The sequence below is a fragment of the Mesorhizobium sp. BHbdii genome (genome assembly GCF_053848045.1).
In genome coordinates, this window is record NZ_JBSPKX010000002.1 from 625,645 (window position 1) to 645,845 (window position 20,201).

Consider the following 20,201-nt stretch of genomic DNA (forward strand, 5'->3'; position numbering starts at 1 on the left):
CCCACCCCCTCTGTCCGACCGGACAGTCCGGCAGGACAGAGGGGGGTGCTGTCCCTCCGGCAGGAAAAATTTTGCACCGCTGCGACGCCTTGAGAGGAACCCCATGAAGGAAATCTCCTGCAAGCTGCTCGTTATCGGTGCTGGCCCCGGTGGCTATGTCTGTGCCATCCGCGCCGGCCAGCTTGGCATCGACACGGTTATCGTCGAGTTCGGCAAGCCGGGCGGCACTTGTCTCAATGTCGGCTGCGTTCCGTCCAAGGCGCTGATCCATGCGGCCGAGGAGTTCGAGAAAATCTCGCATATGGCGGGCGGCAAGAGTCCGCTCGGCATTTCGATTGGAACAGCATCCATTGATCTCGAAACGACCACCGCCTGGAAGGATGGTATTGTTAGCCGGCTGAATAGCGGCGTGGCCGGCCTGCTCAAGAAGGCCGGGGTCAAGACCGTGCACGGCTGGGCGAAATTCCGTGACGGCAAGACCGTCGAAGTCCAGACCGAGACCGGAATGCAGGTGGTCCGCGCCGAGACTGTGGTCATCGCGACCGGCTCGGCGCCGGTCGAGCTGCCGTCGCTGCCGTTCGGTGGACCGGTGATCTCGTCGACCGAAGCGCTGGGGCTGAGCGAAGTGCCGGAAAGGCTTGCCGTCGTCGGCGGCGGCTATATCGGGCTGGAGCTCGGCATCGCCTTCGCCAAGATGGGCGCCAAGGTGACCGTGGTCGAGGCTTTGCCGCGCGTACTGGCGCAATATGATGCCGAACTGACCCGGCCGGTGGTGAAGCGGCTCGCCGAGCTCGGTATCGAGGTGCTTGTGGGCGCCAAGGCCAAGGGGTTGTCGACCAAGGGGGATGCGCTGCTGGTCGAGACGAAGGACGGCAAGAATGGCAAGATCGTTGCCGACAGGATTCTGGTCACCGTCGGGCGCAAGCCGGTGGTCGAAGACTGGGGGCTGGAGCAGATCGACCTCGACATGGCGGGAAAATTCATCCGCATCGACGACCAGTGCCGCACCTCGATGCGCGGCATCTTTGCCGTTGGCGACGTCACCGGCGAGCCGATGCTGGCGCACCGGGCGATGGCGCAAGGCGAAATGGTCGCCGAGATCGTCGCCGGCCACAAGCGTGGCTGGGACAAACGCTGCATTCCCGCTATCTGCTTCACCGATCCGGAGCTGGTCACCGCAGGCCTGTCGCCGGAAGAGGCAAAGGGGCTCGGCGGCGACATCAAGGTCGGATTGTTCCCCTTCGCCGCCAATGGCCGGGCGATGACGAAGATGGGTGAGGAGGGCTTTGTCCGGATCGTTGCCCGCGCGGACAACCATCTGGTGCTCGGCATCCAGGCGGTCGGTCACGGCGTGTCGGAACTGTCGACGGCTTTCGGCCTGGCACTGGAAATGGGCGCGCGGCTGGAGGATATAGCCGGCACCATCCATTCCCACCCGACGCAAGGTGAGGGTTTTCAGGAAGCGGCGCTGAAGGCGCTCGGGCATGCGCTGCATATCTAGATGCAGGTGGCAGGGACGTTGATAAGGGCGGCCCCTATGCTTCGTCATCCCAGAGCGTTGCGAACGCAAAGCGGAGCCAAGACCCTGGGATCCATGTCGTGAAAGCGGCCGAAGAATGCGACGGAGCAGAATTCTGCACCGTGGATGCGCCCTTACATCACGGCATGGGTCTGCGCCGCGTCGCTTCCCTCCTTGCTCAGCCCCAGGATGACGAAGGCGTCGCCGGGAACCTAACCCGCCAGCCGGCTAACCATCTCGTGTTGCGCATAGGCGTGGCCAAAGCGGTTGGCTAGGAAGGCGTCGAGCGCGATGTCTTCCTGCTTGATGAAGCCCGTCGCCGGCAAGGTGCCGTCGGCCAGCATGTCAAGGACCGCGCAAATGGCTGACGCGGTGGTGATCTGGATGGCGCTGCGCACCATGTCGCCGACGCGCTTGGCGTAGATCTTGTTGGCGTAGGTTTCCTGCAGCAGGCGGCCGTTCTTGCGACCGCTGACGGTGACGAAGACGATGACCACGTCCTGCAGCGTCGCCGGCAGGGCGCTCTCGAAAATGTCCTTCAGCACGTCGCGTCGGTGGCGCAGGCCGAGATCGTTGAGCAACGCCTTCATGATCGCGGCGTGGCCGGGGTAGCGGATGGTGCGATAGTTCAGCGTACGCACCTTGCCCTTCAGCGTTTCGGCCAGCGTGCCGAGCCCGCCGGATGTGTTGAACGCCTCGTAGGTGACACCGTCGAGCGAGAATTCCTCGCGCTCCTCCAACGGCGGCACCTCGATCAGCTCGCCTTCGACGATCGCCTCGCAAGGCTCACAATATTCATTGATGACGCCGTCCGTGCTCCAGGTCAGATTGTAGTTCAGTGCATTCGACGGGTACTGCGGCAGCGCCCCGACCCGCATGCGCACGCTTTCCAGGGTGTCGAAGCGGCTGGCCAGATCGTTGGCGACGATCGAGATGAAGCCCGGCGCCAGCCCGCATTGTGGGATGAAGGCGCTGTTGGCGGAGCGCGCCAATTCCTTGACGCGCCTGGTGCTGACGACGTCCTCGGTCAGGTCGAGATAGTGGACGCCGGCGCTGGCTGCCGCTTCGGCAATGCGCGTGGTCAGGTGGAAGGGGGCGGCGCTGAGCACGGCGAATTTGCCGGCCAAAGCGGCTTCGAGCGTGCCTGATGCTTCGATGTCGAGTTCCAGCGTCTTGACCGTTTCGGGCATTTCGGCCGCGCCGAGCTGTGCCACCGAGCGGTCGACGAGGGTGACGTGATAGTCGCCGGTGGACGCCAGCATCTCGGCGATGGTCGAGCCGATTTTGCCGGCGCCGACAACGATGATTTTCTTCATAACAGTTCCCTCGCCTTACCTTTGATAAAGAAGATAGAATCGCAGCTTGCCCGTCGAAAGGAAGCGTGGAATTGTTCGAAACGAAGTGGCTTGCTGATCAATATGCCGATGAGGTTCGTCGAAAGTGCTTAGCAACGCGGAACAGGCCCTGCTCTCCCTGCTGCGCGCGAATGCGCGCGCCTCGACGGCCGAGCTGGCACGGCTGCTGGGCGTGTCGCGGACGACAGTGCAGAGCCGGATCGAGCGGCTGGAACAGCGCGGCATCATCACCGGCTATGGGGTCAGGCTTTCGCAGGATTACGAACAGGGACTGGTGCGGGCGCATGTTCTGCTCACCGTCACGCCCAAGCTTGCCGACAAGGTGGTGCGCCGCCTGCAGGCGCTGCCGCCGGTGCGGACGCTGCATTCGGTGAGCGGCAATTTCGACATGATCGTCATCGTCGACGCGCCGTCGATCAAGGATCTCGACACGCTCCTTGACGAGATCGGCGCGATGGACGGGGTCGAGCGGACATCGTCCTCGATCATCCTGTCGACGCGGATCGATCGCTGACGGGCCTTCAGCTGACCTGCATCGTAAAACAATGTACGAGAGAGCGGGTGTCCGCTCCTCTGATCACTGGTGCCGCGCGGCGCGGCGGACACTCTGCACCAGGATGGCGAGGCAGCCGATTAGCAGCAGGATGCCGCCAAAGAGCGGCGGCAGCGCCAGAAACTTCACCGCCGCCGTGATCGCCGCGATCAGCAGCAGGGCGAGCAGCGCCAGATTGCCGTCGTCGACGAACATGCCGATGAATTCCCTCACAGCAAGGCGAACGAGGTTCATCGGGCCAACCCGCCGATGGCTGCGGGATAGGCGCTGCGCAGCCAGCGCACGATGGCAAAGGACGCCAGCGCGACGATCGCGAAAATCGCGAGCAAGGCCAGATCGTCGCCCGGCCAGTGCGCATCGATGCTTTCGCCGGTCCAGAAGATGCCGAAGCTGGTCAGCATCAGCCCGACGACGAATTTGAGCGCATTTTCCGGGACGCGGGCCAGCGGCCGATGCAAAGCGAGGCCGATGAGCATCACCAGGACGAACGCCGCCAGCGCGCCGAGGCTCGCATAGAGAGTCTGCCCGTGGGCGGCGCCGACTGCGATGACGATGAACACCACTTCGACACCTTCGAGCAGCACCGACTTGAACGCCGCCACTCCCGCCAGATAATCGGCCCGCCGGTCATTGGCCTGCCGATGCAGCACCGCGGTTTCCCTGGAAAAGGCCGCCTCCTCGTCATGCAGGGCGATGACACCGCCGGCGCGCAGGATGCCCTTACGCAGCCAGCGCATGCCGAACAAGATCAACAGGACACCGACGACAAACTGCATGATGGTGATGGGAACGAGCGCCAGCAGCGGCCCGAATGTCATGACCAGTGCGGCGAGCAGCGCCAGCGCTAGCGTCGCGCCGATCAGCGCCGGTCGCCAACTGCGCGTTACGCCGACCGCGAGCACGATGGTGAAAGCTTCGACGACCTCGACAAAGGAAGCGAGAAAAGCGGCTGTGATGGTCGAGAAGATGGGTGTGAAGCCGGTCATTTTTTCCGTCCTCGGGGGCTATGACCGCTTCTTAGCATGGACGCGGGGGCTTGTCGGCGCTGCCTCTGCCTTGGCGACCGAACCGTTGAACGTCTCTTGGCACTCAACCGCCGATCAGATCCAGAAACGGCAGATTGCTGGCCATCAGGCCGGCGTCGACATTCAAGGTGGTGCCGGTAATGCCGCTGGCAAAGGGCGACGCCAGGAACGCCGCGGCGCGGGCGACCTCGACGGGCTCGACCAGCCTGCCGAGCGGATAGAGCTTGCCGACGGCTGCGAGGATCTCCGGCTTGTGGGCGAGGCGATGCTCCCAGGCTCCGGTGCGGATCGAGCCGGGAATGACGGCGTTGGCGCGGATGCCGTTGCGGCCTTCCTCGGTGGCGATGGCGCGCATCCAGGCATTGAGTGCTGCCTTGGCGGCGGCGTAGGCGGGATTGCCGAAATGGGCTTGCGCGTTGACCGAGGAGATGAACACGAAGGCGGCGCCTTGCGGCTGGTTGCGCATGACGGGAAGCAATGCCTGCGACAGCAGGGCGGCGCTGCGGAAATTCAGATTCATTTCGCGGTCGAGGGCGGTCGTCGAGACATCGGCGAGCGTTTCCGCCCGCGTCCACCCGGCGTTGGAGATGATCGCCGCCGGTGCCGCGCTTTCCGCGATGCGCTTGGCAAATGCCGCCACGGCGCCGTCATCGAGCAAGTCAAAATGGTGCGCTTCTTCAATTCCGGCCCCGGTCAGGCCGGTGCCCTCGCGATCGCAGGCGACCACCCTTGCGCCGCATGCGGACAGGACGGCAACCAGCGCGCTGCCGACGCCGCCAGCCGCACCTGTCACAACCACGCTGCGGCCACTGAAATCGATCATGCGGCTCCCCGCTTTTCCCGGGCCAATCCTCGCTTGCCGGATGACTTGACGCAACCACCTGCCACGCAGGATGCTGGTGCTCTTGTAATAAAGCAACATAAATTCTAAAAAATGTTGCTTTCCAACACGGCCTGTATGAGAATCGCCGGGGTCGGCGTAGACCTTGCGGCAGGTAACCGGGAAACCGGCGCAGCGAAAGAGCCCGAGCCGCGCGGACTCTGCGGCGATTACCGCCAATGTTTTGAACAGGGGACTTTTCCTTGCCCAAGCAGTGTTTTGGAACATCCCACGTGCCGCTGTCGCCGGCGGTCCGGGCCGGCGACATGGTCTATGTCTCCGGCCAGGTGCCGGTCGGCAGCGACGGCACCGTGGTTGTGGGCGGCATCGCCCAGCAGACCGAGCAGGTGCTTTCGAATGTCAAGGCGGCGCTGGCGCTGGCCGGCTGCAGCATGGACGACGTGGTCAAGACGACAGTCTGGCTCGAGGACGCGCGCGACTTCAGCGCTTTCAATGCCGTCTATGCCAGGCATTTCCCAAAGGATCCGCCGGCCCGCACCACGGTCGAGTCACGGCTGATGATCGACATCAAGATCGAGGTCGAGGCTGTCGCCTACAGACCGATTTGACGAGAAGACGGGAACGGAGCCGCACGCCGATGCAATTTGATCTTCTCCTGAAGGGCGGCCGCCTTATCGATCCGGCGTCCGGCCTCGACGCGCAACGCGATCTGGCCATCGCCGGTGGCCGCATCGCCGCGATCGATTCCGACATTCCGTTCGAGCGTGCCGCACGCGTCATCGACGCCACCGGTTCCATCGTCGCGCCCGGCCTCATCGACCTGCACAGCCACGTCTATTGGGGCGGTACTTCGCTCGGCGTCGATGCCGACCGCCTCGCCGCAAAAAGCGGCACCACCACCTTCATCGATGCCGGAAGTGCTGGCGCCGGCAACTTTCTCGGCTTTCGCCGCCATGTCATCGAGCGCTCGAAGGTCCGCATCCTGGCCTATGTCAACATTTCCTTTGCCGGCATTTTCGGCTTCTCACAGACCGTTTCGGTCGGCGAGTGCAGCGATCTCCGACTCTGCGAACCGCGCGAGACGGTGGCGGCGGTGCGCGAGCACGCAGACGTGATCGTCGGCGTAAAAGTCCGCTCGGGTCGCCATGCCGGCGGCAGCAGCGGCATCGCGCCGGTCGATCTGGCGCTCGAGGCCGCCGACCAGGCCGGCCTGCCGCTGATGGCACATATCGACGAGCCGCCGCCGGGCCGTTCGGAAGTGCTGCCGCGCCTGCGCAAGGGCGACGTTCTCACCCACTGCTTCCGGCCGTTTCCCAACGCGCCGATCTTCGCATCGGGTGCGGTGCGGCCCGACATGCGGCTGGCGCGCGAGCGCGGCGTCATCTTCGATATCGGGCACGGCATGGGTTCGTTCGACTTCGAGGTCGCCAAAGCGATGCTCGGCGAAGGGCTGGCGCCTGATGTGATCAGCAGCGATGTGCATCTCTACTGTGTCGACGGTCCCGCCTTCGATATTCTGGTCTGCATGTCGAAATTGCTGGCGCTCGGCATGCCGCTGGTCGAGGTGCTGCGCGCCGCGACGCAGCGGCCGGCCGAGGCGATCGCAAGACCCGAGCTCGGCACGCTGGCGGTCGGTGCCGTTGGCGACGTCGCAGTGCTGCGGCTGCGTCCGGGGCGCTTCACCTTTGTCGATGCGGTCGGCGCCTCGCTGGTCGCCGAGCAAAGGCTGGTCTCGGACGGCATCGTGATTGGCGGGACCTGGTGGCCGAGCGAAGCTGCTAACGATTTTGGGGATACCGAGCGTTTCGAAGCGCATGCGCATGAGACGCATGTCGATGTGGTGAGCCGGCATTTCGGGCGTGGGTAATCTCCCCCCGTGAAGGGCCGTGAGGGGGAGATGTCGCCGAAAGCGACAGAGGGGTCGGTTCGACCGGGCTCGCCTTCCTGCAACGGATGGAGGTTGGCGCTCGACGCGCGGCGACCCCCTCTGGCCTGCCGGCCATCTCGCCCTCAAGGGGGGAGATTACAGCTTCACCCCGGCGCCCCATAAACCGGCGTTGCAACCCCTTCCATGCGCGCCTTGATCTGGAGCGCGACGAACTTCGAATAGAAACGCGACAGTGCGAGGTTGCCGCCGTGGAACCATAGGGCTTGCTGCGCCGTCGGCTTCCACATGTTGCGCAATTCGCCTTGCCACGGCCCCGGGTCGCCCCTCACGCCCGAACCGATCCCCCAGCATGGGCCGACCTTGTCGGCGACCCGGCGCGAGACGATCGCCGCCACGGTCTCGTTCATCGACTGATAGCCGGTGCAGGAGATGATGACGTCGGCAGCCAGTTCGGTGCCGTCGTCGAAGAGGATCCCGGTCGGCGTCAGCGACTTGATCTCGACGCCGCTGCGGACGTCGATCTCGCCGTCGATGATCAGATCCGAGGCGCCGACATCGATGTAGTAGCCCGAGCCGGTGCGGTAGGCCTTCATCAGCAGCCCGGTCTCGTCGTCGCCGAAATCAATGGCGAAGCCGGTCTCGCACAAGCGGTCGTAGAATGCCGCGTCGCGCGCCTTGATGATGTCGTAGAGCGCCCGCTGGCTTTGCGGTAGCAGCGCGAACGGCGTCGAGGCAACGATCATGTCGGCCTTCTCGGTGGTGATGCCGCGGGCCAGCGCCTTCTCCGAAAAGATCTCGAAGCCGACCTCCATTAGCGTGTCGGACTTGACGACCGTCGTCGGCGAGCGCTGGATCATGGTCACCTCAGCGCCGCTCTCCCAGAGGTCGACACTGACATCGTGTCCCGAACTCGCCGCCCCGATGACCGCGACGCGTCTGCCGCGGAATTTTTCGCCGCTGGAATATTGGCTGGAGTGCAGGATTTCGCCCTGGAACGCCTCGTCGCCGGGCAGATCAATCCGCCTGGGCGGGCCATAGGCACCAGTCGCGAAGACAATGTGCTTCGGCTTCAGCGCGATGCGCTCGCCGGCGCGATCGACCTCGACCGTCCAGACCTTTTCGGCTTCGTCATAGGACGCGCTGATGCACCTTGTGGAGGTCCAGTAATTGAGCTCCATGACGCGCGTGTACATTTCCAGCCAGTCGCCCATCTTGTCCTTGGGCGTGAACACCGGCCAGTTTTCCGGAAACGGGATGTAGGGCAGATGGTCGTACCAGACCGGGTCGTGCAGCACGAGCGAGCGATAGCGGTTGCGCCAGGAATCGCCGGCCCGCGCATTCTTCTCGATGATGATGGCCGGCACGCCGAGCTGCCTGAGCCGTGCCCCCAGCATGATGCCGCCCTGGCCGCCGCCGATGACCAGGCAATAGGGCTGCTTAATGGCGCCGAGATCACGCGCCTCGCGCGCTCTCGCTTCCGACCAGGTCTCGCGGTCCGGGTCGGCCTTGTGGCGTACACCCAAAGGCCGCGCCGGCCCTTTGCGCTCCTCAAAGCCCTTGAGATCGCTCATCGTCGTGAACAGCGTTCGGCATCGGCCGTCCTGCAGGCGCATGATGCCTTGGCCCCACGCCGATGATGTCTCGAAGGTGAACCAGGCCTCGACGATGCCTTCGTCCGAGCTCGCCTCGCCATTGAGCTGCCAGGCGGTCGGCCTTGTCGTCGCCAGTGTGGCTTCCAGCATGTCGCGGATCGCCGCGCGACCTTCCATCGTCTTGATGTTCCAGGTGAAGGTCAGCAGATCGCGCCAGTAGCAGTCTTCGACGAACAGATTGACCGCGGCCGCTGCGTCGCCCGTTTCGAGCACTCGGGAGAGGGAGGAAAGCCAGGTGGCCGCCTGTTTCGATGGTGCCATGTCGAGCATCTGTTTTTTCTCTCCTTCAATCGTCCCAATTGTCAAAGTCGGCGCCGCCCCTCATCCGCCTGCCGGCACCTTCTCCCCGTATAGGGACAGGGAGAAGGGGATGGCCGCAACGCTGGCGATCCCCTTTCGCCGTTCTGTGCGGGGAGGGTAAGCGCAAACGCCCATACACCAGGCCTCAATCCCCCAGCGGTTCCATCTCCTTGCCCGTCCTATGGATCTGGGCGTTGTATTTGATGCGGCGGACCGTTTCGCGGGCCGAGCCGTCGAGCTTGTAGGCGGCCGCCACGGCCATCAGGTCGATCGCGGCGAGGAAAGCAAAACGCGAGGCGGTCGGCTTCAGCGTGTCGGGATATTCGGGAACCGCAACCGTCAGCCTGACGTCGCAGGCGCGGGCAAGGTCGGTGTCGGGCGCGGTCACGCCGATCGCGTTGGCGCGGTAATGCTTGGCCAGCTCGACGGCCTCGATCACTTCGCGCGTGCGTCCGGTCGCCGAGATGGCGATCACCAGATCGCTGGGCTTCAAGGTCGACGCGGTCATTCGCATCAGATACGGATCGCACTGGGCGCTGACGGTGATGCCGTAGCGGAACAGCCGGTACTGGGTCTCCTGCGCCAGCGCCGAGGAGCTGCCGCCGAGACCGAACACCGTGACCTGGCGCGCCTTGGCGATGAGCTCGGCCGCCTTCACCAGCTGCGCCGGATCAAGCTGCCGTTCGGCCTCCTGCAGCGCCCGGCGTGCCTCGCCGAACACCGCATTCCAGAACGGCATGCCATTGTCGCTGCTGGTGGGCGGCGGCTTGCTCAGATAGAGCGCGCCGACGACGAGGCTTTGCGCCAGCTTCAGCTTGAAGTCGCGCACGCCCTCGCAGCCGATAGCGCGGCAGAACCGGGTCACCGTGGGTTCGCTGACCTGGGCGCGCTGGGCGAGCACGGCATTGGAGGCGTCGACCGCGAACCTGACGTCGTCGAGCACGACATCGGCGACGCGCCGCTCAGCCGGGCGCAATTCACCGTAAGAGTCCTTCACCAGCGAAATGATGTCGGGAATGCGCCTGACATGATCGCGCCCATTTGGATCGCGCCCATTCGGGTCACCGTCCGAGGTCGGCCGCCCCTGGCCGTCAGCTTCGGTCATGAGTCATCCTGCCGTTCGTGGAAGTCGACCTCTACCATGTTTTTGCACCGCTTGCCTGCTTCGCCTCACGCGGCCGGTGTCCGAAGTATGTAGGAAAGCAACAAGCTTTTCAAGAAATAGAAAAGGCAATCTAAACAACGATGTAACCGTGGTACAAACGATCTCTCTGACTAGAGCAGCGGTCGCCGCTTGACAGTAAAGTAGGATAGTTACAGACTGATTTTTACGGACGGATGACCCAATGGATCATCGCGCAACCTGCGAGGGGCGCATGAACGCGGGCAGTGCAAAAACCCCGAAGCTTGGCGTGCAGGCCGCGACCAAGATCTATCATATGGCTTCCGGCGACCTCCTGGCGCTGGATCGCTGCAGCCTCGACGTTCACGCCAATGAGATCGTCTCGATCGTCGGCCCCTCCGGCTGCGGCAAAACCACGCTTTTGTGGTCGATGTCCGGCCTGCATCGCCTGTCCAGCGGGACAATCCGGCTCGACGGCAGAGAGATCACCGGGCCGCATCCGGATATCGGCATCGTCTTCCAGGAGGCAAACCTGCTGCCTTGGCGCAATCTTGACGCCAACATCCATTTTCCCTTCGAGATCAAGGGCGAGAAGCCGGATCGCGCCTGGATCGCCCACCTCGTTAATCGTGTTGGGCTCGACGGCTTCGGCGGCAAGTTTCCGCGCGAGCTTTCGGGCGGCATGCAGCAGCGAGCGGCGATCGTGCGGGCGCTGGCGCTGAAGCCCTCGGTGCTTTTGATGGACGAGCCGTTCGGTGCACTCGACAGTTTCACCCGCGAGGAGATGAACCGTCTCGTCGAGGAGATCTGGCTCGACACCAAAACCACCATCGTCTTCATCACCCACAGCATCGAGGAGGCGATCTTCCTGTCCGACAGGGTGGTGGTGCTGAGCGCGCGGCCGGGGCGCGTCGCCCAGGAATATCGCGTGCCGTTTGCGCGCCCGCGCTCGCTGGAGATCATGGCGACGAAAGAAGTCTTCGACCTCACCAACACGATCAAGATGGACATCGTCGGCGAACGCATACGACCGAAGGCGCGGGAGCGCGGCACCGCAGAAATTGTGAGGATCAGGCCGTGAGCGGAGGCGACGCCATACCGGAATTCTCCAAAACCAAGGCGGGCGACGGGCATGACGTCAGCCTGACCAATCTTTCGGCCTTCGCCAGCGGCCCCGGCATCAGGTCGGGCGCCGAGGTCGCTGCCATCATCGCTGTTGCGGTGGTCATCATCGGCGGCATCGAGTTGGCGCTGCGGCTGTTCAATGTGCCGCACTACATCATGCCGGGGCCAAGCGCGATCGCCTACGCGCTGTACGACGAGTTCCCGCTGATCGCGCCGCATCTCGGCTACACGCTGGTCGAGCTGGTCTCCGGCTTCTCGATCGGCGCCATCATCGGGCTGGTGATGGCCGCGGTGATCACTCAATTCCCGTTCGCCGAAAAGATCGTTGCGCCCTACATCCTGATCCTGGTCACCACGCCGATGCTGGCGCTGGTACCGCTTCTTATCCTGCGCTTCGGCTTCGGTTACACGCCGCGCATCATCGCGGTCGCGCTTGCCGCCGGGCCGATGGTGATGATCAATGCGGCGACGGGCTTTCGCCGCGTCGACAGCGCCAAGATCGCGCTGGCGCGTTCCTATGGCGCCAGCACCTTGCAGATATTCTGGAAGATCCGCGCGCCGATGGCGCTGCCGATGATCCTTGTTGGCCTGATGATCGGCGCGATCTTCGGGCTGCTGACCGCGGTCGGCGCCGAGATGGTCGGCGGCGGCTTCGGCCTCGGCAACCGGCTGACCACCTATTCGTCGATGATCCAGATGCCGCAATTCTTCGCGGTGGTTCTGATCCTCTCGACCCTCGGCATCCTGATCTACGTGCTGTTCTTTCTGATCGGCAAGAAGTGGGCGAGCTGGGAGGCGTAGTGCATGTCGCCCAAAAGTGCGCAGCAATTTTGGAATAACGACATGCATAAAACGAGGACTTAGCGCGCGGGGCAATGATGGCGCCTGGGAGGCGGGCGAGAGAAACTACCGGCCAACAAAAAGGGGAAATGCATGACCAAGGAAAGTCACATCGGTTTCAAGGCGGGGATCAGCCGCCGCTATTTTCTGCAAGTCACCGGAGCAGGCGTGGTGACCGCCACCGCGCTCGGCGCCTCGGCGTTCAGGGCACAGGCCGAGCCATACGGCAAGTTCACCTGGATTTCGCCGCGCGGCACGCTCGAAGTGCTCGACGACTATCCCTATTGGGCGGCCAAGAAGGCAGGCTATTTCGGCGACCTCGACACCGACATGCAGCCGGGCCCGTCGGACGGCACCGCGACGGTGAAGTTCGTCGATGTCGGCCAGGCTGACATGGGCTTTCCCTCGCCCGGCGTCTTCTCCTTCGCCATCCAGAACGGCATGAAGCTCAAATCCGTGTTTCACATGGGGGCGCGCGACACGTTCAGCTTCGCCTTCCGCAAGGGCGAGGGAACGAACGACCTGAAGACGCTCGAGGGCAAGACTATCCTGCTCGGCTCCGCCGCATGGCAGTCGATCACCGATCCGCTGCTGGCCTCGCAAGGCGTCGACATCAAGAAAGTTCGATATGTCGAGGCCGGTTGGCCGACCTGGGGCACCGCACTGGCCGGCGGCCAAGGCGATGCGGCGCTGTCGTGGGAAGGTCTGCGGGCCGAATGGATCGCCAAGAACCTCGACTTCGAATACTGGCTCGGCGTGCAGAACTCGAAGCTGCCAGCGAACACTTTCGTCGTGCGGTCGGCCGATCTCGACGATCCCGACCGCAAGGCGTTCCTGGAGAAATACCTGCGCGGCTGGGCGATGGGCCTGGAATTCGGCTACCAGAATCCGCGCGCGGCCGTCGAAGCGGTGTTCGAGCAGTTCCCGACGCTGGCCAAGAATCTCGGGCCTGAGCTGGGCACCACCTCGATCCTGCAGCAGATCAACGTCTTCCGTGGCGACATGGATAAGCGCGAAGGCTGGGGTTCGCACGACATGGCTAGCTGGCAGGGCTTCTTCGACCAGATCCACAAGATCGGCCAGATCACCAACCCGGTGAAGGCCGAGGACGTCTGCACCAACGAACTGATCGGCCCGGCCAATGATTTCGACAAGGCCAAGGTCAAGGCCGATGCCGACGGCACCAAGCTGTCGGAGGGCTTTGCTGCTCTCGACGTCGAGAAGATCAAGGCGCATCTGTTCGACTCAGCGGTCAAGTAGGGCACTTCGTGACGATATGGGCGGCGACTGGGTCGCCGCCCCAACTAAATCAAAAAAGGGAGGTGGCTTTGACCGAGAAGGTGAAAGTGCTGGTGATTGGTCTCGGCAATATGGGCGCGTCGCATGCCAGCGCCTATCACAGGCTCGACGGTTTTGAGATCGTCGGCATCATGAGCCGCACGATCAAGAGCAACACAAAGATCCCGGCGGAATTAGCCGGCTATCCGCTCTACGAGGATTTCGACCAAGCGCTGAACGAGACCAGGCCGGATGCCGTCTCCATCAACAGCTGGCCCAACACGCATGCCGAATATGCGCTGAAGGCGATTGCCGCGGGCTGCCACGTGTTCATGGAAAAGCCGCTCGCCACCAATATCGAAGACGCCGAAAAGGTCGTCGCTGCGGCCCGCGCCAAGAACCGCAAACTGGTGCTCGGTTATATCCTGCGCGTCCACCCGTCATGGATCAAGTTCATCGAGGTCGGCAAGACGCTCGGCAAGCCGCTGGTCATGCGACTCAACCTCAACCAGCAGAGCGGCGGCAGCGCCTGGCACTGGCACAAGAACCTGATCGATTCGCTGATCCCGATTGTCGATTGCGGCGTGCACTATGTCGATGTGATGTGCCAGCTGACCAGCGCCAAACCGGTCCGCGTTCACGGTATCGGCGCGAAATTGTGGGCCGATGCCGCCAAGCAGAATTATGGCCATCTGCACGTCACCTTCGATGACGGTTCGGTCGGCTGGTATGAGGCGGGCTGGGGGCCGATGATGAGCGAGACGGCCTATTTTGTGAAGGATGTGATCGGCCCGGAGGGCGCGGTCTCGATCGTCGCCGGCCAGACGGCAAGCAGCGCAGCTGAACTCGCCGAGGTGTCGAACTCAGCCGATATCGACCGACACACCAAGACCGACGCGCTCAAGATCCACTATGCCGAGGTCGACGGCGACAAGAATTTCAAGAAGCCCGACGAGATCGTCAGCATGGAGGACGAGCCCGGTCACCAGGAGCTTTGCGACCGCGAGCAGGCATTCTTCCTGCGCGCCATCCGCGAGGATCTTGATCTGACCGAGCAAATGGATGCCGCGGTCAACAGCTTGCGCATCGTGCTTGCCGCCGAGCAGAGCATCGCGGAAGGGCGGACCGTCGAGTTGGGGTAAGGTGATCCGGCTGCGGGCTCGAAGAAGAGATGCCAGCAAGGCCAGTCGCCTCAGACGAATGAGCGACCCCGTGTTGAGCGTTTAAGGGCCGATCCTGGCGCCGCCCCTCAAGGATTTCGCCAATCTCTGGCGTTGCAGAGAGGAAACGGCCAACGGTTAGCGGCCAATTGAGCGCCCACGCAAAAACGCACCACCGGCCCGAAGCCGGTGGTGCTCTCTGGACAGTCTGTAGGGGCAGGACCGTTCCAGGGATCCCTTAGGATCGGACTCAAATGTCGGCTTTTCCTTGACCAATGGCATCGGCCGAACAGATGAAGGAGCCTGCCAACTGGCTAAGAATCTCGACAGTGCGATGTGCCGCCGAGCAGCGCATGATTTGCAATATTATTCGGCTGCGTCAGGAATTTCGCCGGAGGTGTCGTCGGAAGTCTCTGCCGGATCGGCCTTTCTTGCCAGGAACTTGTCCAAGGCTGCCTGCAAGGACAGGGTGGCCTGCGGTGAGGCCGGCGTCGTAGAAACGACGGCCATCGCATGGGCAATTCCCCGAGTGGACTTGTCCTTGGCCGCCGCAGACGTTGCGGCTCCGTGTCCCTGCGATCCAGCCCCAGCCGAATTTCCGCCATTGCCGTTGCTTGCGCCGTTACCCTTCCCGCCGCCATTGCCGCCGGGTCCGGCGAGGACTGGAGACGCGACAAGGGCGAGAGCGGCGACCGTTGCGAACAGACTGGTTCGAGTTTTCATAATTCCTCCTTCGAGCCGCCCTCCCGCCAGGAAAGAATATGAGGACTCTCTAATATGAATGGTCCACTATCGGCCAGTTTGATTTAAATCCATCTGTCCGCAAGGGACCTTGGTCCGAAATTGAAAGGCAAAGGTCCTAGACTCTACTTGGGGACGTATTTGGCGCGGCGAACAAAAGCGCCTGCTGGCCACGGGCAGCTGGCGAAGCGACAAGCTCGCTCCCTCTGCTGGGTGATGCCGTGCTGCCGCCAAAACGAAAAAGCAGCGGCGAACCGCGGCTTTTCGATGCTTGATTCCCTGGAAGGAAACTGGAGCGGGTGAAGCGATTCGAATACTCGACCCCAACCTTTGATGAGTATGCTGGAGCTGATCGGCTCGCCGAGCATTCAGATCTTCCGGTCGCTCCAACCTTAAAGTCAAACGCTCCGCTCCCTGGTTGTTGCCGGGCACACTACCCCTTCCGAGCTCCGGCGGCTGGTCGAGAAACCCGTAGACAAGCCAAAAGAGGCTCAGTAGTAGCGACCGCCGCTGCTATCGGCAGCACAAAGCGAGCAGCTGTGCTCTTTTAGGAAAAATCTGCCGGTCCACATGCTTGTTAGGAAAGAAATCGACATTGCACAACTTGGATGCGCTGGCTTTAGCTCGCTGGCGCTTCCTTGTGACCCGATTCCAAGGTAGGAGCGAAGCCATTCCTCTCGAGCCGCCCTCCCGCCAGCATGGAATGTGAGGACTCTCCAATATGAAAGGTCCACTATCAGCCAGTTTGGTGCTGCCCCAAAAACCAAAAAGCCGCGCCGAACCGCGGCTATTCGATGTTTGATTCCCCGGAAGGAAACTGGAGCGGGTGAAGTGATTCGAACGCTCGACCCAACCTTGAAATCGTCAATTTCTGCCAACGCCGCCCTATCCGAATTTCCGCTACCAGAATCCGAGATGATCAATACCAATGAAATGATGCAGGTTCTTCTGGACCACGTGGCAAGCGGGCAGCTGAGCAGACGCAGCTTCCTGGCTTCAGCATATGGACCCTCTTGGGTAATACGAATTGAAAATTGCGCCCTCATGTTTCAAAACAGGTCGGTAGACCCGCGAGGATGGTTTCGTGCGGGGTCGTCCACGGTCCTCAAGCCGAGAATTCTAAAAGACGTTCAACAATGACCCAGCACGTACAAAACGCTCGAATTCTCATGTACAGCCACGACACGTTCGGGCTCGGCCATTTGCAGCGCTGCCGGACGATCGCGCATTCGCTGGTCGAGGATTTCCGTGGACTTCAGGTGCTTATCATTTCGGGTGCGACTATCGCTGGCGCCTTCGACTACCGCGCCCGTGTCGACTTCGTGAAGATCCCCAGCGTCATCAAATTGCGCAACGGCGAATACACCTCGCTGGAAAAGGATATCGATCTGCATGAGACGCTAAGGATGCGCCAGTCGATCATCCGCCACACAGCCGAGACCTTCCGGCCGGATATCTTCATCGTCGACAAGGAACCGCTTGGCCTGCGCGGTGAGATCGAGGACACGCTGTCCTATCTCAAGACGCGGGGCACCACGCTCGTGCTTGGCCTGCGCGAGGTGATGGACGCCCCGCATCTGCTCGAAGCAGAGTGGGCACGCAGGGATGTGATGCGCAAGATAGGCCTGTTCTACGATAAGGTCTGGGTTTATGGTCCGCCGGATTTCTACGATCCGTTGACCGGCTTGGATGTGCCGCCGGCTGTCAGGGCAAAGATGAAGTTCGTCGGTTTCCTGCAACGGAGCCTGCAGAAGAACGAGTTGCCCGGCCACCGGCCCGAGGGCGATTATATCCTCGTTACCACCGGTGGCGGCGGTGACGGCGCCGAACTGATCCACAGCGTCATCGATGCCTATCAGCAGGATCCGCAATTGCAGCATAGGGCGCTGATCGTGCTTGGGCCTTACATGCCGGCGCGCAAGCGCAACAAGCTGCTCAAGAAGGGATCCAAAATCCCTTATATCAAGATCATCGAGTTCGACAACCGCATGGAAGAGCTGATTGCCGGCGCCAAGGCGGTCGTGGCGATGGGCGGTTACAACACCTATTGCGAGATACTGTCTTTCGACAAGCCGGCGCTGATCGTGCCGCGCGTCAAGCCCCGCGAGGAACAACTGATCCGAGCACGGCGCGCAGCCGAACGCGGCCTCATCGAGATGCTTTTGCCGGAAGAAGCCGAGGATTCCCAGCGGTTTGCCGATGCACTGGAGGTGCTGCCGGACCGGCGCCGCCCATCGCAGAGCAATCCGCATCTGACGCTGGAAGGCCTGCCTCATATTTCCGAAATCGTCTCGGAACTGCTCGACCGGCGGGGTGGCCATCACCTTTCGGTCATTGAAGGCATGAACTGAGTTGAAACATCGCAAGATCGTCGTGGTTCTTAAGGGCTATCCGCGGCTGTCGGAAACCTTCATCGCGCAGGAACTGCTCGGTCTGGAGCGTGCGGGGTTCGACCTGATACTCGTCGCGCTCAGGCGGCCGACCGACGCAAAACGCCACCCCGTGCATGACGAGATCAAAGCGCCCGTCCATTATCTGCCGGAATATCTGCATGAAGAGCCGCTGCGCGTGGTTCGCTCGCTGTTTGCTTATCTGCTTCGGCCGGGCTTCTGGCGCGCGCTCGGATCGCTTGCCACCGATATCCGCCGCGACTTTACCCGCAATCGCGCGCGCCGCTTCGGGCAAGCGCTCGTGCTGGCCGCCGAATGGCCGGAAGGCGCGGGCTGGCTGCATGCACATTTCGCGCACACACCGGCATCGGTGACGCGCTATGCCAGCCAGCTTCGTGGCCTGCCCTGGAGCTGCTCGGCCCATGCCAAGGACATCTGGACTTCGGCGGACTGGGATCTGGCTGGCAAGCTTTCCTCGGCGCGCTGGACGGTCACTTGCACGAAAACCGGCTTCGACCGTCTGAAAAAACTCGCTAACGGCAACTCGTCTGTGCATCTGAGCTATCATGGGCTCGACCTTGATCGCTTCGGCAGTTTCGGCGAGGCGCGAAAACAGCATGACGGCTCGGCGCCGGACGAACCGGTTATCGTTCTGAGTGTCGGGCGCGCCGTTGAAAAGAAAGGTTACGATACGTTGCTGGAGGCCCTTGCCCTCTTGCCTGGTGATTTGGCGTGGCGTTTCGAGCATATCGGCGGCGGCGAGGAACTGGAACGGTTCAGGGCGCTGGCGCAAAAGCTCGGACTGGATGGTCGCGTCTCTTGGAAAGGCGCGCTTGCGCAGGAGGAGGTGCTTGAGCACTACCGCTGCGCCGACATCTTCGCCCTGGCCTGCAGGATCACCGCAAATGGCGACCGGGACGGTCTGCCGAATGTTCTGGTGGAGGCGGCTAGCCAGCGGCTTGCCTGCGTGTCGACCGATATTTCCGGCGTGCCGGAGCTTTTATCGCCGGATGAAACCGGGCTGCTGGTTCCGACGGAAAACCCAATTGCCCTGGCACAGGCGCTGGAGCGCCTGATCCGTGATCCCGTGCTGCGCGCCCGCCTCGGCGACGCCGCAGAGCGGCGCGTGCGCGGCAATTTCGATCATATGGAAAGTATTGGACAGCTCAAGGAACTGTTCGAGCGGGAGTGGCGGGCCGCCGAATGAAGCGGCTGCGCGCTTTCTTCTATGTCCAGCACCTGCTCGGTATCGGCCATCTCGCGCGCGCCAGCCGCATTGCGGCGGCTCTGGTCGATGACGGGTTTGACGTAACCGTCGTGACCGGCGGAGCGCCGATCGCGGGGTTTCCGGGACTGGGTGTAAAATCTGTAACCCTGCCGCCTGTCACCTCCGGTGATGAAGGATTTTCCGGACTTGTCGACCTTCAGGGCAAACCCATCGACGATGATTTCAAGAAATGGCGTTCAGAGATGCTGCTGCAGGCATTCCGGGATTGCAGGCCTGATATCGTCATTGTCGAGGCGTTTCCATTTGGACGCCGGCAGATGCGTTTCGAACTCCTGCCGCTGATCGAGGCCATCGACGCGACGTCACCCAGACCGCTGCTGGCGACGTCCGTCCGTGATATCCTTCAGGAGCGCGTCAAGCCGGGCCGAAACGAGGAAACGGTCGATCTCATCAACAGGCATTTCGACCTTGTCATGATCCACGGCGATCCGGCTTTCGCAACCATCGACAAGACATTTCCACTCGCTGGGGCGATCAAAGCCGAGGTCACCTACACAGGGCTCGTTGCCGCGCCGCCATCGCCCGCGGCCTCCGAGCGCTTCGACGTTCTGGTGTCGGTTGGCGGCGGGGCTGCCGGAACGAGCCTTGTCAGATCCACCATCGCAGCGGCGCGGAATGCCAGCAACGCTTGGAAATGGTGTCTGATCACCGGCCCAAACCTGCCGAAAGACGAGTTTGACGCGATCGCACGCGATGCCACGCCGGTGCTGTCCATCTTCCGGTTCCGCGAGGATTTCGCCAGCCTGCTCACCGGCGCCCGCCTGTCAGTCTCGCAGGCGGGTTACAACACAGTCTGCGATGTCCTGGGCGCAGGTTGTCGGTCCCTGCTCGTTCCATTTGCAGCCGGCGGGGAAACCGAGCAGACGGTTCGCGCTCTGATGCTCGAAGAACTCGGTCTTGCAACGGTGCTGATGGAAAAGGACCTAACGCCTGAAGGTTTGGCGGAAGCGATCGAACAGGCGCTTGTGGGACCGACGCCATCCGCGCATCGTCTCGATCTGGAAGGCGCCCGTCGCTCGGCGCAAATCCTGCGCGAGCGGTATAGAACAATGGTCCCTAAAAATGGGTCTGGTTTCGGAAAAGTTCATGATCAAACAAACGATAGATGCTAACGCGCGTCGCG

18 protein-coding genes and 1 pseudogene are annotated in these 20,201 nt (G+C 62.5%); 12 read left to right on the top strand and 7 right to left on the bottom strand.

What is annotated here, in order from left to right:
- Positions 1-103 precede the first annotated feature (103 nt).
- A complete protein-coding gene (lpdA, locus tag ACWTU8_RS15790; RefSeq protein ID WP_455848880.1) occupies positions 104-1,501 on the top strand; it encodes a dihydrolipoyl dehydrogenase in 1,398 nt (465 codons plus the stop codon).
- A gap of 230 nt (positions 1,502-1,731) precedes the next feature.
- Here lpdA and ACWTU8_RS15795 read toward each other — a convergent pair whose 3' ends face one another.
- Entirely contained in the window at positions 1,732-2,835 is a 1,104-nt protein-coding gene (locus ACWTU8_RS15795; RefSeq protein WP_455848881.1) for a saccharopine dehydrogenase C-terminal domain-containing protein, read from the bottom strand.
- Between the two features lie 124 nt (positions 2,836-2,959).
- Between ACWTU8_RS15795 and ACWTU8_RS15800 the strand changes: the two genes are divergently transcribed.
- Entirely contained in the window at positions 2,960-3,388 is a 429-nt protein-coding gene (locus tag ACWTU8_RS15800) for an Lrp/AsnC family transcriptional regulator (protein WP_455848882.1), read from the top strand.
- A 63-nt stretch (positions 3,389-3,451) separates the two neighbouring features.
- Here the strand turns inward: ACWTU8_RS15800 and ACWTU8_RS15805 are convergent, their stop codons facing one another.
- From ACWTU8_RS15805 to ACWTU8_RS15815, 3 genes are all read right to left on the bottom strand, one after another.
- Positions 3,452-3,661: a hypothetical protein gene (locus tag ACWTU8_RS15805; protein ID WP_065006511.1), complete on the bottom strand. Its 210-nt coding sequence runs from the start codon at positions 3,659-3,661 to the stop codon at positions 3,452-3,454.
- Positions 3,658-4,413: a COG4280 domain-containing protein gene (locus ACWTU8_RS15810; RefSeq protein WP_455848883.1), complete on the bottom strand. Its 756-nt coding sequence runs from the start codon at positions 4,411-4,413 to the stop codon at positions 3,658-3,660. Before ACWTU8_RS15810 ends, ACWTU8_RS15805 begins: the two co-directional genes overlap by 4 nt.
- Before the next feature lie 103 nt (positions 4,414-4,516).
- Positions 4,517-5,275, bottom strand: coding sequence for an SDR family NAD(P)-dependent oxidoreductase (locus tag ACWTU8_RS15815; protein WP_455848884.1), 759 nt, complete (start codon positions 5,273-5,275; stop codon positions 4,517-4,519).
- 323 nt (positions 5,276-5,598) lie between these two features.
- Here ACWTU8_RS15815 and ACWTU8_RS15820 point away from each other — a divergent pair, with 323 nt between their 5' ends.
- Positions 5,599-5,901, top strand: coding sequence for a RidA family protein (locus ACWTU8_RS15820; protein ID WP_455849076.1), 303 nt, complete (start codon positions 5,599-5,601; stop codon positions 5,899-5,901).
- Between the two features lie 29 nt (positions 5,902-5,930).
- Positions 5,931-7,160 (top strand): amidohydrolase/deacetylase family metallohydrolase, encoded by a 1,230-nt coding sequence (locus ACWTU8_RS15825; RefSeq protein ID WP_455848885.1) that lies wholly within the window; start codon positions 5,931-5,933, stop codon positions 7,158-7,160.
- A gap of 164 nt (positions 7,161-7,324) precedes the next feature.
- Here ACWTU8_RS15825 and ACWTU8_RS15830 read toward each other — a convergent pair whose 3' ends face one another.
- Complete coding sequence (locus tag ACWTU8_RS15830; protein WP_455848886.1) at positions 7,325-9,103, bottom strand: NAD(P)-binding domain-containing protein; 1,779 nt, start codon at positions 9,101-9,103, stop codon at positions 7,325-7,327.
- Positions 9,104-9,278: 175 nt separating this feature from the next.
- On the bottom strand, positions 9,279-10,238 hold the full coding sequence (locus tag ACWTU8_RS15835) for a MurR/RpiR family transcriptional regulator (RefSeq protein ID WP_455848887.1): 960 nt from the start codon (positions 10,236-10,238) through the stop codon (positions 9,279-9,281).
- Positions 10,239-10,509: 271 nt separating this feature from the next.
- Between ACWTU8_RS15835 and ACWTU8_RS15840 the strand changes: the two genes are divergently transcribed.
- From ACWTU8_RS15840 to ACWTU8_RS15855, 4 genes are all read left to right on the top strand, one after another.
- Entirely contained in the window at positions 10,510-11,337 is an 828-nt protein-coding gene (locus ACWTU8_RS15840) for an ABC transporter ATP-binding protein (protein WP_455848888.1), read from the top strand.
- Complete coding sequence (locus ACWTU8_RS15845; protein ID WP_029348002.1) at positions 11,334-12,182, top strand: ABC transporter permease; 849 nt, start codon at positions 11,334-11,336, stop codon at positions 12,180-12,182. Before ACWTU8_RS15840 ends, ACWTU8_RS15845 begins: the two co-directional genes overlap by 4 nt.
- A gap of 132 nt (positions 12,183-12,314) precedes the next feature.
- Positions 12,315-13,481, top strand: a complete 1,167-nt coding sequence (locus ACWTU8_RS15850; protein ID WP_287336201.1) for an ABC transporter substrate-binding protein — start codon at positions 12,315-12,317, stop codon at positions 13,479-13,481.
- A gap of 68 nt (positions 13,482-13,549) precedes the next feature.
- Positions 13,550-14,641, top strand: a complete 1,092-nt coding sequence (locus tag ACWTU8_RS15855) for a Gfo/Idh/MocA family protein (protein WP_455848889.1) — start codon at positions 13,550-13,552, stop codon at positions 14,639-14,641.
- Positions 14,642-15,025: 384 nt separating this feature from the next.
- On the opposite strand, the gene ACWTU8_RS15860 is transcribed toward ACWTU8_RS15855, so the two are convergent.
- The gene (locus ACWTU8_RS15860) at positions 15,026-15,382 is read right to left on the bottom strand and encodes a hypothetical protein (protein WP_065006520.1); all 357 of its coding nucleotides are present in this window, start codon (positions 15,380-15,382) and stop codon (positions 15,026-15,028) included.
- A gap of 435 nt (positions 15,383-15,817) precedes the next feature.
- Between ACWTU8_RS15860 and ACWTU8_RS15865 the strand changes: the two are divergent.
- From ACWTU8_RS15865 to ACWTU8_RS15880, 4 genes and pseudogenes are all read left to right on the top strand, one after another.
- Positions 15,818-15,898: pseudogene (locus tag ACWTU8_RS15865) on the top strand (DUF2726 domain-containing protein); the annotation flags it as partial.
- 638 nt (positions 15,899-16,536) lie between these two features.
- Positions 16,537-17,751 (top strand): glycosyltransferase family protein, encoded by a 1,215-nt coding sequence (locus tag ACWTU8_RS15870; protein ID WP_455848890.1) that lies wholly within the window; start codon positions 16,537-16,539, stop codon positions 17,749-17,751.
- Between the two features lies 1 nt (position 17,752).
- Positions 17,753-18,997: a glycosyltransferase gene (locus tag ACWTU8_RS15875; protein WP_455848891.1), complete on the top strand. Its 1,245-nt coding sequence runs from the start codon at positions 17,753-17,755 to the stop codon at positions 18,995-18,997.
- Complete coding sequence (locus tag ACWTU8_RS15880) at positions 18,994-20,190, top strand: glycosyltransferase family protein (protein WP_455848892.1); 1,197 nt, start codon at positions 18,994-18,996, stop codon at positions 20,188-20,190. The genes ACWTU8_RS15875 and ACWTU8_RS15880 overlap by 4 nt, the downstream gene beginning before the upstream one ends.
- The last annotated feature ends 11 nt before the right edge of the window (positions 20,191-20,201 follow it).